The sequence below is a fragment of the Isoptericola sp. Y581 genome (genome assembly GCF_059445475.1).
This window is the reverse complement of sequence record NZ_JCAIUK010000008.1, coordinates 247,194-259,223: the sequence shown is the minus strand read 5'-3', so window position 1 is coordinate 259,223 and position 12,030 is coordinate 247,194. Positions and strand designations below refer to the sequence as shown.

The 12,030-nt window shown below is 72.9% G+C and carries 10 protein-coding genes; 4 read left to right on the top strand and 6 right to left on the bottom strand.

From position 1 onward, the window contains the following. Positions 1-507 precede the first annotated feature (507 nt). On the bottom strand, positions 508-789 hold the full coding sequence (locus AC1C2W_RS16700) for an HU family DNA-binding protein (protein WP_495390650.1): 282 nt from the start codon (positions 787-789) through the stop codon (positions 508-510). A 230-nt stretch (positions 790-1,019) separates the two neighbouring features. Beyond that, the gene (locus tag AC1C2W_RS16695; RefSeq protein WP_495390649.1) at positions 1,020-1,817 is read right to left on the bottom strand and encodes a copper resistance CopC family protein; all 798 of its coding nucleotides are present in this window, start codon (positions 1,815-1,817) and stop codon (positions 1,020-1,022) included. A gap of 105 nt (positions 1,818-1,922) precedes the next feature. Here AC1C2W_RS16695 and AC1C2W_RS16690 point away from each other — a divergent pair, with 105 nt between their 5' ends. After that, complete coding sequence (locus AC1C2W_RS16690) at positions 1,923-3,968, top strand: NAD(+) synthase (RefSeq protein ID WP_495390648.1); 2,046 nt, start codon at positions 1,923-1,925, stop codon at positions 3,966-3,968. Positions 3,969-3,987: 19 nt separating this feature from the next. Here AC1C2W_RS16690 and AC1C2W_RS16685 read toward each other — a convergent pair whose 3' ends face one another. Continuing rightward, on the bottom strand, positions 3,988-4,377 hold the full coding sequence (locus AC1C2W_RS16685) for a YunG family protein (RefSeq protein WP_495390647.1): 390 nt from the start codon (positions 4,375-4,377) through the stop codon (positions 3,988-3,990). 42 nt (positions 4,378-4,419) lie between these two features. Next, positions 4,420-5,007: a histidine phosphatase family protein gene (locus AC1C2W_RS16680; RefSeq protein WP_495390646.1), complete on the bottom strand. Its 588-nt coding sequence runs from the start codon at positions 5,005-5,007 to the stop codon at positions 4,420-4,422. Between the two features lie 165 nt (positions 5,008-5,172). Between AC1C2W_RS16680 and AC1C2W_RS16675 the strand changes: the two genes are divergently transcribed. Together AC1C2W_RS16675 and AC1C2W_RS16670 are read left to right on the top strand one after the other, a co-directional pair. After that, the gene (locus AC1C2W_RS16675) at positions 5,173-6,537 is read left to right on the top strand and encodes an AAA family ATPase (RefSeq protein WP_495390645.1); all 1,365 of its coding nucleotides are present in this window, start codon (positions 5,173-5,175) and stop codon (positions 6,535-6,537) included. Between the two features lie 116 nt (positions 6,538-6,653). Next, positions 6,654-7,907, top strand: coding sequence for an amidohydrolase (locus AC1C2W_RS16670; protein ID WP_495413747.1), 1,254 nt, complete (start codon positions 6,654-6,656; stop codon positions 7,905-7,907). A gap of 164 nt (positions 7,908-8,071) precedes the next feature. On the opposite strand, the gene gad is transcribed toward AC1C2W_RS16670, so the two are convergent. Further along, positions 8,072-9,478: a glutamate decarboxylase gene (gene gad, locus AC1C2W_RS16665; RefSeq protein ID WP_495390643.1), complete on the bottom strand. Its 1,407-nt coding sequence runs from the start codon at positions 9,476-9,478 to the stop codon at positions 8,072-8,074. A gap of 50 nt (positions 9,479-9,528) precedes the next feature. On the opposite strand from gad, the gene AC1C2W_RS16660 reads away from it, so the two are divergent. Next, complete coding sequence (locus AC1C2W_RS16660; RefSeq protein WP_495390642.1) at positions 9,529-9,915, top strand: SDR family NAD(P)-dependent oxidoreductase; 387 nt, start codon at positions 9,529-9,531, stop codon at positions 9,913-9,915. A gap of 21 nt (positions 9,916-9,936) precedes the next feature. Here the strand turns inward: AC1C2W_RS16660 and AC1C2W_RS16655 are convergent, their stop codons facing one another. Then, positions 9,937-11,943 carry a penicillin-binding transpeptidase domain-containing protein gene (locus AC1C2W_RS16655; protein ID WP_495413746.1) on the bottom strand — a complete coding sequence of 669 codons (2,007 nt, stop codon included), beginning with the start codon at positions 11,941-11,943 and terminating at the stop codon, positions 9,937-9,939. Positions 11,944-12,030 lie beyond the last annotated feature (87 nt).

The window sequence follows — 12,030 nt, the reverse complement described above, 5'->3', positions numbered from 1 at the left end:
GACGCCGCCGGCGAGGAGCTCGACGGCGTGCTGGGCGACCGGGCCGTCACGTTGATCCAGACCTGCACCACGTTCAGCACGCCCCCGAACGCGGCCCCCCACACGACGACCGCCGGACAGGCGAGCGCGGGCACCGCCGGGGCCAGCCCGACGGCGGCCACGCCCACGCCGATGGTGACCGGGACGGCGAGCAGGAGCACCGGCAGGTGCCGGTCCACGATCGCGCCCACGGCGAGGTTCCCCACCAGCCCGCCGACCCCGAAGCCGCGAGAAGGACGGCGATCTTGCCGACGTCGGCGCCGGGCAGCAGGGCCACGTGCATCGCGACCGCCGTGACGACCGCGGCGACCGTGGTGCCCGTGGTGCCCGTGGTGCCCGCGTTCACGATCATCATCGCCGGCCCACCCGGTCGGCCCGGGAACGACGGAGGCCCGCCGCTCGCGACAGGGCGAGGGGCGGGCCTCCAGGTGGCTGACGTGGCGCGCAGCGGCGCCCGTCAGCGAAGGATCACTTCGCGACGGCCTTCTTCAGCAGCGAGCCGGCGCTGATCTTCACGCCGTGGCCGGCCGGGATCTGGATCTCCTCACCGGTGCGCGGGTTGCGACCGGTACGGGCCGCACGCTCGACGCGCTCGACCGAGAGCAGACCCGTGACCTTGACAGCCTCACCCTTGGCGAGCGACTCCTCGAGCACCGCCTGGAAGGCGTTGAGGAACTTCTCCGCCTCCGCCTTGCTGAGCTCGGCCTTGCCGGCGATGGCCGAGACCAGCTCGGACTTGTTCAGCGACATGTGCATCCCTTCTTCGGTTCACGACGCACGCGACCCGTGCGTCGTCACGTTCTCGTCCCTGACCGGCTCGCGCCGGTCGGACGGGGAACACACTAGGGAACAACCGCGGATTCCTGCGACTTTTGCGCGCGTGGCGTGCCGAACATCCCGGAATCCGGGTGGTTCCAGCGTGCGATTCGTCCTGCTATGGGCGGCCATGGCGGGACAGATCGCGTGGTCGAAGGCCGTCGTCAGGCCTCGGGGCCGGGCTGCTCGTCGTGGTGGTCGCCGTGGTGGTCGCCGTGGTGGTCGCCTGTCTGGTTGCCCGCCTGGTTGTCCGACTGGCCCCGCCGGCGCGCCAGCAGCACGGCGGCGGCGACCCCCACCGCCGCCAGCACCCCGACCGGGAACAGCCAGACCGTCGTCCACCCGGCCTCCCCCGCCGCGTCGAGCTCGGCCCCGGGCGTCCCGGTCCCGTGCTCGTGCGCACCGCCGGACGACTCGCCCTTCCCCGCGCTCGGCGACGCCCCGGGCGCCGAATCCGTCGGGGACGGCGAGACGGTCGGGGACGACGTCGGCGAGGGCGACGCCGCGCCGGCGACGGTGTACGCAAGCTCCCCCTCGATCGGGTGCCCGTCGGAGGAGACGACGCGCCACGTGACCGTCCAGTCTCCGTCGGGCAGTTCGTCGGGCGGGTCGTCGGGCAGGTCGTCGGGCAGGGTCGCGGTCGCCTCCTCGCCGTCCACGCTCACCTGCGCGGGCACGGTGCCGTCGGGCGTCGTGACGGCCACCTGCGCGCCGGCCTCGAGCACCTCGGCGCTGAACACCAGGGTGATGGTCGACGGCGGCTCGTCCAGCCGCGCGCCGTCCGCCGGGTCGGAGGAGACGAGCCGGTCGTGGGCGGACGCGGGCAGCGCCACGGCCAGGCCCGCGATGCCGAGCAGGGCCGCGAGGAGGACGCCGGCCAGGACAACGGGCAGGACAACGGGCAGGACGGCGGGCAGGATCGCGGGCGTGGACGCGGCGCGAGGCGCGAGGCGGAGGTGCACGGGCCCGACGATAGCGATCCCCGTCCGCCTCACCGGTTGAGCCCGTCGAAACCCCGGTCGCCGGTTTCGACGGGCCCAACCGGCGGACGTTCTTACACTCGGGGGGTGGACTTCTCCTCCGCGTACGCCCACGGGTTCGCCCGGGTGGCCGCCTGCACCGTGCCCGTCACCATCGCCGACCCCCGCGCGAACGCCGCCGCGATCCTCGCCGAGGCAAGCGCCTGCCACGACGACGGCGTGGCCGTCGCCGTCTTCCCCGAGCTGTGCGTGTCCGGCTACGCCATCGACGACCTGCACCTCGCCGACACGCTGCTGGAGGCGACGTCCGACGCACTCGCCGCGATCGTGGCGGCGAGCTCGGGCCTGCGCCCGATGCTCGTGGTCGGGGCCCCGCTCGAGGTGGGGAACCGGCTGCTGAACTGCGCCGTCGTCGTGCAGGGCGGCCGGGTGCTCGGCGTCGCGCCCAAGTCGTACCTGCCGAACTACCGCGAGTTCTACGAGAAGCGCTGGTTCGCGCCCGGCGACGACCGCCGCGGCGCCACCGTCACGCTGCCGTTCGCGGACGGTCCCGTGCCCTTCGGCCCGGATCTCATCTTCCGCGCGTCCGACGTCGCGGGGCTCGCCGTGCACGTCGAGGTGTGCGAGGACCTGTGGGTGCCGGTGCCGCCGTCGGCGGAGGCCGCGCTCGCCGGGGCGACGGTGCTGCTCAACCTCTCCGCGAGCCCCATCACGGTGGCGCGGGCAGAGGACCGGCGCCTCATGGTGCGCTCGGCGTCGCACCGCGGCCTGGCCGCCTACGCGTACTCCGCGGCGCAGGGCGAGTCGAGCACCGACCTGTCGTGGGACGGCCAGACGATGGTCTACGAGATGGGCGACCTGCTCGCCGAGACCGAGCGCTTCCCGGACGGCGCGCGGCGCTCCGTGGCCGACATCGACCTCGACCGGCTGCGCCAGGAGCGGCTGCGGCAGGGCACGTTCGACGACAACCGCCGCGCCCTGGCCGACCGGACCGACCGCTTCCGCACCGTGCGATGGACCGTGGACCCGCCGTCTGGCGACGTCGGGCTGCACCGCAAGGTCGACCGGTTCCCGTTCGTGCCCGACGACCCCGAGCGCCTGGCCCAGGACTGCTACGAGGCGTACTCCATCCAGGTGGCCGGGCTGGAGCAGCGGCTGCGGGCGATCGGGCAGCCGAAGATCGTCATCGGCGTCTCCGGCGGCCTGGACTCGACGCACGCCCTGCTCGTCGCGGCGCGCGCGATGGACCGCCTCGGCCGGCCGCGCACCGACATCCACGCGATCACGATGCCCGGCTTCGCGACGACGTCCGAGACCAAGGACCGCGCCACGAGGCTCGCGACCTCGCTCGGGGTGCACTTCGAGGAGCTGGACATCCGGCCCGCCGCCGAGCAGATGCTGCGCGATCTCGACCACCCCTTCGGGCGCGGCGAGAAGGTCTACGACGTCACGTTCGAGAACGTGCAGGCCGGGATGCGCTACGACTACCTGTTCCGCCTCGCGAACCACCGCGGCGGCATCGTGCTCGGCACCGGCGACCTGTCGGAGCTCGCGCTCGGCTGGTGCACCTACGGCGTGGGCGACCAGATGTCGCACTACGCGGTGAACACCGGCGTGCCGAAGACCCTCATTCAGCACCTCATCCGCTGGGTGGCCGACTCGGGTCAGCTCGAGGCGTCGACGAACGACCTGCTGCTCGACATCCTCGCCCAGGAGATCTCCCCCGAGCTGGTGCCCGCCGCCGAGGGCGAGGCGCCGCAGTCCACCGAGGCGACGATCGGCCCCTACGCGCTGCAGGACTTCACCCTGTTCTGGACGCTGCGGCACGGTCTGCGGCCGTCCAAGATCGCCTTCCTCGCCTGGCACGCGTGGCACGACGCCGAGGCGGGCGAGTGGCCGCCGAACTTCCCGCACGACGAGCGGTCCACCTACGACCTGGCGACCATCCGGAAGTGGATGTCGGTCTTCTTCCGGCGGTTCTTCTCGTCGCAGTTCAAGCGCTCCGCCATCCCGAACGGCCCCAAGGTCGCCGCCGGCGGCTCGCTCTCGCCCCGCGGCGACTGGCGCATGCCGTCCGACGCCTCAGCCGCCGCCTGGCTCGCCGAGCTGGAGGAGAACGTTCCGGCGGAGTGAGCGCCGGGCCGGTCGGCCGTCAGCCCTCGGCCGTCAGGGCCAGCGCGTCGAGCACCCGTGTGCGCAGAAGCTCGTACTGGGCGCGGTGGTATCGGGGAGCGTCCGGCGGCCGAACGACCACCGTTCCGCCGACGACCTCCTCGCCCGGCCGGAACTGGTCGGCGGTGAGGTCCACGTCCGAACCATCCGGCAACCGGTTCCAGTAGTGGTGTCCGCTCTGAGCGCCCTGCACGTGGACCTCGGCCAGGATCAGGTCGCCGCCGAGGACGTCCTGGACGACCAGCGCCGTCATGCCGCATTGGTCGCGAGAAGGATTCTCGGGCGTCCACTCGGCGCTCATGTGCGGGTAGCAGGTGTCCGGTCCCCAGGCTGCGAGGAAGTGTCGGCGGAGCTCTTCGACGGTAGGCATTCCCGGATCGTGGCACCGGGCACCGACACCTCGGCGGCGCTGTCATGGACGCGCGGCCGGGCCGAACCCGGTCCAGCGCAGCTCGGGCGGCAGGTGGCCCATGTCGTTGTAGACGATCAGGGAGGCGTCGCCGCCGTCGCGGAACTCGATCGTCGTGAGGGCGGCGTTGCCGTACGGCAGGCCCAGCCAGCGCTCGGGCGGCGCGCCGAGGGCGTGCCGCACCAGCCATGCGACCTGGAAGGCGTGCGTGATCAGCACCTCGTGCGTCTCGGCCTCGGCCGGGCGGGCGAACCGTGCGGTCAGCGCGGCGGCGAGCCGCTCGCCCTCGGCCGCCTCGGCGTGGTCCTCGCCGTCGAAGAAGCCGGCCCAGGCGGGCGGGACCGGGTCCGGGATGTAGGGCACGTGGTCGACCAGCTCGGCCGCCGCACGGACCGGGACGTCCGGGAGCTGCGCGCCCACCACCTGCGCGGAGTGCACCGCGCGCGGCAGCGGCGAGTGCCAGACGGCGTCGACGGGCAGGGCGGCCAGCCGGCGGCCGGCGAGCGCCGCCTGCTGCTCGCCCACCTCCGTCAGCTCGCCGAACGGGTCCGCCGCGCCGTGGCGCAGCACGTGCAGGTGTCGGGTCGGCATGCGCAGACGCTATCCGCCCCTGCCCGCCACCGACCAGGCGGTTGCCACCGCATGGCGGCCGCCAGGAGCCGATAAGGGTGTCAACCGCCTGGTCGGCCTGGGCACGGCGGATAGGGTGCTTCGGGCCGTGCCGTCGGGGCGGCCGCAGGGGACGCGGGGAGCGACATGAGCGAGCGACAGCCTTCGGGAACGACGAGGAACGGCGTCGCCGCGCCCGAGGAGCAGCAGGACAAGCTGCTCTGGCCCAAGCTCGGCCCGTACCCGACCGAGGCGCGCGAGACGATCCGCGTGCTCGCGGAGATCCTCGGCGCCCCGCGCCGGAAGAAGAAGGGCACGCCGACGTCGAGCTCCGGCTGGGCGGCGCGCAAGCTCGGCGTGAAGAAGGCCGCCATGTCGGAGGTCAAGCGCGAGCTCTCCGACTCGCAGCTGCTGCTGCACGGCCACGTCCTCGCGCGTTGGATGAAGGACCACGAGGACGTCGTCAAGATCCTCGGCCCGCAGGGGCGCACGCCGGAGTGGCGTCCGCTCAACCTCGGCGAGGACCACACCGTGTCGGTGCCCTACCACCTGTCGGTGTTCTTCCCCGCGGGGAGCCTGCGGGCGGAGCCGGTCGCGATCCACATCTGCGGCGGGCACCCGGCGGATCTCACGGTCTACACCGGCGAGGGCCGGCGCGACGTCGCGGAGACGGTGCTCGACGACTTCCTGCACGCTCTCAAGGGGGAGGGGAACCCGTACCGGGGCCGGATCCTCCAGGTGTCGGTGAGCGGCTACGGCAACCAGGTCGCGTTCGAGCCGGTCCCGGCGACGCGCGAGACCCGCACGGACCTCGTGCTGCCGGGGGCCGTCTGGTCGGAGGTGGACCTGTTCCTGTCGTCCGGCACCACGCGCCGGGACGACCTGCTCTCCCTCGGGCTGCCGACCACGCGCGGCCTGCTGCTGGCGGGCAAGCCCGGCGTCGGCAAGACGAAGCTCGGACGGATCCTCGCGGCGGAGGTCGCGGGGGCGCTGACGGTGCTGTTCGTGGAGCCGGACGTGCTGCGGCAGGCGTCGGAGAACCTCTACAAGGAGGTCGAGGGCCTCGGGCCCACCCTCGTGGTCATGGAGGACATCGACGCCATCGCGTCCCAGGACATGCGCAGCTCGTCCGGGTTCTCGGAGTTCATCAACGCCCTGGACGGCGCGCGGGTGCGCAACGACGTGCTCACGCTCGCGACCACCAACGACCCCGGCTCGCTCGACCCCGCGGTGAAGCGGCCCGGCCGGTTCGACACGATCCTCGAGGTGCCCCTGCCCAGCCAGGAGGGGCGCGTCGCGATCCTGCGGATCTACCTGCCGCAGCACGGGGAGGGCCTCGACCTCGCGGCAATCGCCGGCAGCCTCGACGGGGCGACGGGGGCCGAGATCCGCGAGGTCGCGCGCCGCGCGGTCCTCGAGCACGGCATCGAGGGCGTCACCACCCGGCGCATCCTCGACATCACCTCCACGGGGCGCTGGAAGCCGATCCCCGCCGTCGGGCACTACCTGTAGCCGCCCCAGCCCGAGACCGCCGAACAGGCGGCTGACACCGTTATCGCGCCCTCGTGACGCCCATAACGGTGTCAACCGCCTGTTCGGCGCGGGGGGGCGGCGGCATGATGGCGGTCATGACCTCACCGATCCGCACCGCCCGCTCCTCCGTCGCCATCGTGAACGGCCACGTCGTCCCGGTGGACGGCAACCCCGTCGACGACGGCACCGTGCTGATCACCGACGGCGTCATCACCGCCGTCGGCGCCGACGTCGTCGTGCCGGATGGCGTGCGCACGGTCGACGCGGGCGGGCGCTGGGTGCTGCCGGGCTTCGTGGAGTCGCACGGGCACGTGGGCGTGCACGAGGAGGCCGAGGGCTGGGCCGGCGACGACACCAACGAGAAGACCGGGCCGAACGGCGCGCACCTGCGCGCGCTGGACGCGATCAACGTCGAGGACGAGGGCTTCCGCGACGCGCTCGCCGGCGGCGTGACGTCGGTCGTCGTGAAGCCGGGCTCCGCCAACCCGATCGGCGGGCAGACCGTCGCGATCAAGACGTGGGGCGGCCGCACCGTCGACGAGCAGGTGATCAGCGAGGCCGTGTCCGTGAAGTCCGCGCTCGGCGAGAACCCCAAGCGCGTGTACGGCGAGCAGAAGAAGCAGCCGTCCACCCGCCTCGGCGTGGCCGCCGTCATCCGGCAGGCGTTCCTCGATGCGCAGCACTACGTGGCCGCACGTGACGCCGCCGCGGCGAAGGGCGAGCCGTTCGCGCGCGACCTCGCCAAGGAGACGCTCGCCCGGGTGCTCGCGGGCGAGCTCGCCTGGGACCAGCACACGCACCGCGCGGACGACATCGCCACGGCCCTGCGGCTGGCGGACGAGTTCGGCTACCGGCTCGTGGTCAACCACGGCACCGACGGCGCGGCGATCGCGGACGTGCTGGCCGAGCGGGACGTCCCGGTGATCTTCGGGCCCATGCTCACGTCGCGCTCGAAGGTCGAGCTGCGCCACCGCGACATCGCGAACCTCGCGCGCCTCGCGGAGGCCGGGGTGCGGGTCGCGATCACGACCGACCACCCAGTGGTGCCGATCAACTTCCTGGTGCACCAGGCGTCGTTCGCGGTGAAGGAGGGCCTCGACCGGCAGGTGGCGCTCGAGGCGCTGACGGTGAACCCGGCGTCGTTCCTCGGCCTCGACGACCGGGTGGGCGCGCTCGCGCCCGGGCTCGACGGCGACGTCGTCGTCTGGTCGGGCGACCCCCTCGACATCGGCTCGCGCGCCGAGCACGTGTTCGTCACCGGCACGGAGGTCTACACCTGGGACGCGGACGCCGACGGCGGGCGCGGCGCCGGCCGGGTCCGCGAGCGCGCGGACCGCTTCGTCGGTTGAGCCCGTCGAAACCACGAACCGGGTCTCGACAAGCTCGACCGACGGATGGCGGTTGAGCCCGTCGAAACCACGAACCGGGTCTCGACAAGCTCGACCGACGGTTGTCGGTTGAGCCCGTCGAAACCACGAACCGGGTCTCGACAAGCTCGACCGACGGATGGCGGTCAGTGGGTGAAGCCCGACTGCAGTCCCTCGGTCGGCATCGGGCCGGTGAGGGCGTCGAGGTAGGCGACCTCGTCCTCGAGGTCGGCGAGGAACGACGCCGCGAGGTCGCGGCTGAGCCCGTTGCGCACCACGACGCGCTGCACGGTGACGTCGGCGAGGTCGTCGGGCATCGGGTAGGCCGGGACGAGCCAGCCGCGGGTGCGCAGCCGCTCCGACAGGTGGTACAGGTTCCAGTTCTCCGTGTGCCCGGCGCGCAGCCGCCAGGCGAAGACCGGGATGTCGGACCCGTCGTTCCACAGCTCGAACGCGGGCAGCTGCCCGATGCCGTCGGCGAGGAAGCGGGCCACGTCGTGGGACGCGGTCTGGACGGCGGTGTACCCCGCGCGACCGAGGCGCAGGAACATGTAGTACTGCAGCAGCACCTGCGCCCCGGGTCGGGAGAAGTTGAGCGCGAGCGTCGGCATGTCGCCGCCGAGGTAGCTCACGCGGAACACGAGGCTCTCGGGCAGCGCCTTCTCGTCGCGCCACACGACCCAGCCGAGCCCGGGGTACACCAGGCCGTACTTGTGGCCCGACGTGTTGATCGACGCGACCCGGTCCACCTGGAAGTCCCACACGAGGTCCGGCTGCACGAAGGGCGCGATCATCGCGCCCGAAGCCCCGTCGACGTGGATCTTCACGTCCAGCCCGGACGCGGCCTGGATCCGGTCGAGGGCGGCCGCGACCTGCGCCACCGGCTCGTACATGCCGGTGTACGTGACGCCGAGGATCGCCACGACGCCGATGGTGTTCTCGTCGACGTACTTCTCGAGGTCGTGCCCGTCGAGCACCCGGTGCTCCTCGCTGATGGGCACGTACCGAGCCTCGACGTCGAAGTAGTTGCAGAACTTCTCCCAGCACACCTGCACGGCGCTGGACATCACGAGGTTGGGCGTGCCGACCGGCTTCCCGGCGTCCCGGCGGGCCTCCTGCCACCGGCGCTTCAGCGCGAGGCCGGCGAGCATGCCCGCCTCGGAGGAGCCGATGGTCGAGGTCCCCATCGCGTGGACCGGGTCGGGGGCGTGCCACAGGTCGGCGAGCATCCGCCAGCACCGGTCCTCGACCGCCGCCGTCGCCGGGTACTCGTCCTTGTCGATCATGTTCTTGTCGGCGGCCTCGAGGTAGAGGCGGCTCGCGTGGTCGTCCATCCACGTGCCGACGAAGGTGGCGAGGTTGAGGCGGGCATTGCCGTCGAGCATGGCCTCGTCGTGGACGACCTGGAACGCCGTCTCCGGCAGCGACTCCCCCTCGGGGAGCCGGTCGCGCGGGACCGAACCCGTCTCCCCCGGCCGGACGAAGACGGGGTTGAGCTCGATGTCCGCGCCTCGGACGCGACGTCGGCCGCCCCCTCGGGTCCTGCTGACCATGACGCTCTCCCTCGTCGGTGCGGCGTGCGGCTCGTTCGAGCGTAGGTCGGGTGGCGGGGGCTCACCCGGCCGGTGCGAGCGGCGGCGGGTCGATCATCAACATCTCGTCCGTGGAGGGCCTGCGCGGCAGCCGCGGCCTGCACGGGTACGTGGCGTCCAAGTTCGGCGTGCGCGGGCTCACCAAGTCGGTCGCGCTCGAGCTGGGCAGCCGCGGCGTGCGCGTCAACTCCGTGCACCCCGGGTTCGTCGCCACGCCGATGACCACGGGAATCGACGCCGGCCAGCCGCTCATCCCGCTCGGTCGCGGCGCGCGGCCGGAAGAGGTGTCGCAGACGGTCCTGTTCCTCGCGAGCGAGGAGTCGAGCTACTCCACCGGGTCCGAGTTCGTCGTCGACGGCGGCCTCGTGGCGGGTGTGCCCCGCACCGCGAGCCGCTGACGCCCGCTGGTCGAGCTCGGCTCAACCGACGGACTCGAGGAAGTCCTCCATCAACGGCCCGGCCGTGTCCGACCCGCGGTGGCCGTCCTCGATGAAGACTGCCACCGCGAGGTCGTCGACGATCGCGAGCATCCACACGTGCTGCTTCGAGCCGTCGCCGTATTGCGCCGTGCCGGTCTTGGCGCCCACGATGCCGGGTACGTCCTGCAGCATGTCCGCGCTGCCCTTCGTCACGACGCCGTGCATGAGCTCCCGCACCACCTTCGCCTCGGCGTCCGTCACGCCTGGGGTGGCGGGCTCCTCCGCGTCCTCGGCGGCAGTGTCCTCGCCTGCGCGCACCAGCACCGGCTGCACCCGCTGCCCCGCCGCGACGCTCGCGGCGACCGTCGCCATGCCGAGCGGCGACGCCTGCACCTTGCCCTGACCGATCATCGACGCCGCGTGCTCGGTCCCGCCCGCCTCGGTCGGCACCGCCCCGAGGAACGCCGGCACGCCCAGCGACGCCGTCGCGGCCTTCTCGCCCAGCAGGCCGAGGTCGGACGCCGCCGTCGCCAGGTCCGCCTGGGCGACCTTGTCGCGCTGCGCGATCATCGCGGTGTTGCACGAGTGGGCGAACGCCGTGCGCAGCGGCACGTCGCCGATGGCGGACGACGGGTAGCCGGGCACGTTGCCGAACGTGCGGCCGTCTACGGTGATGGTGTCGGTGCAGGCCACGTCGGTGTCCGGGGTGATCCCCGCCCGCTGCATCGCCAGCGCGTCCACCACCTTGAACGTGGACCCGGGCGGGTACTGGCCAAGGGTGGCGGTGGACCAGCCCTCGCTGCCCGGGCCGCTCGCGGCGGCGAGCACCTCGCCGCTCGACGGCCGGAGGGCGACGATCGCACTGGCCGGGTCGACGTCCTCGAGCACGTTCTCGGCGAGCTTCTGCAGGTGCTGGTCGAGGGTGGTGGACACGGGCGTGCCGTCCACGGGGTCCACGCGGTAGACCTCGCGGGCCTCGTCGTCGTCCTTGGCCGGGTCGCCGTCGAGGCCGACGTCATCCCCCGCCGCGCCCGCCGCCGGCACCACGCTCACGACGACGCCTGGCGTCCCGGCGAGCTGGTCGTCGTAGTCGCGCTGCAGCCCGGAAAGGCCCACGACGTCGCCCGCCCGGACCGCACCGTCGGACTTCTCGACGATCTCCTCGGTGGCCTCGCCTGCGCTGCCGAGCAAGGGCTCCGCGAAGTCACTGGTGGGGCCCAGCTCCCGCGAGTCCTCGACGGCGACGACGCCCTCGATGTCGCGCGCATCCTCGACGGAGAAGTCGGTGCCGGGGTTCTTCTCACGGATGGTGATCGCCTCGACGAACGCCTTCTCCCCGGCCGCGTCCACGCGGGCGAAGAACTCGTTGGGCTCCAGGCCCACCAGCTGGGCGAGGTCCCGCGCCGCCGACTCCTGGCCCAGGCCCTCGACCGCCGTCTTGTCCACCCCGATGTGCCAGACGCCGCGCTCGGTGATCATCGGGTCGTCGTCGCCGTCCAGGACGTCCCCGCGGTCTGCGTCGAGCGTCTCGACGTCCAGGCGCTCGCCGGGCACCAGGTCGGGCACCAGCACGTCCGGGCCCCACACCGCCGTCCACGCGCCCTCGCCGTCGCCGTCGGCCGCCGCCTCGTACGCCAGGTCCGCGGTGGTCGAGTACGTCCAGGTGAGGCTGCGCCCGAGAGGCCACGACCAGTCGAGCGTCGCCTGCGCCGTCGTCGAGCCGTCCTTCGTCACGGGCTTGCCCACCTCGGCGACCGCCACCGTGTGCCCCTGCTCGCCGGCGGCGTCCACCAGCGGGTCCAGCACCTCGGTGAGCTGGGTCTGCGGGTCCACGGACCCGGGGGCCTGGAGCGGGAGGTCGGCGAGGTCGCCGGCGAGGAGCGCGGCAGCGAGCGCCGCCGCGGTCTTGTCGGCGGGTGGGACATCGGGTCCGGTGCAGGCGACCAGGGGCAGGGCTAGCGCGGGCAGCAGGACGGCGGCGAGGGTGAGGCGGTGGCGTCGGCGCACCTTCGCGAGGTTATCGGCTTCCTGCCGGTCGTGACGGCTGGTTCGCCCGTGTCTCGGTAACGGTGCTGCATAGATTTCGTGCGGTCA

What these genes read in the sequence shown, in the direction of transcription:
- AC1C2W_RS16685 (WP_495390647.1), bottom strand. Translation starts at nt 4,377, where the DNA reads ATGCCTACCGTCGAAGAGCTCCGCCGACACTTCCTCGCAGCCTGGGGA.
- AC1C2W_RS16680 (WP_495390646.1), bottom strand. Translation starts at nt 5,007, where the DNA reads ATGCCGACCCGACACCTGCACGTGCTGCGCCACGGCGCGGCGGACCCG.
- AC1C2W_RS16670 (WP_495413747.1), top strand. Translation starts at nt 6,654, where the DNA reads ATGACCTCACCGATCCGCACCGCCCGCTCCTCCGTCGCCATCGTGAAC.
- AC1C2W_RS16700 (WP_495390650.1), bottom strand. Translation starts at nt 789, where the DNA reads ATGTCGCTGAACAAGTCCGAGCTGGTCTCGGCCATCGCCGGCAAGGCC.
- AC1C2W_RS16675 (WP_495390645.1), top strand. Translation starts at nt 5,173, where the DNA reads ATGAGCGAGCGACAGCCTTCGGGAACGACGAGGAACGGCGTCGCCGCG.
- gad (WP_495390643.1), bottom strand. Translation starts at nt 9,478, where the DNA reads ATGGTCAGCAGGACCCGAGGGGGCGGCCGACGTCGCGTCCGAGGCGCG.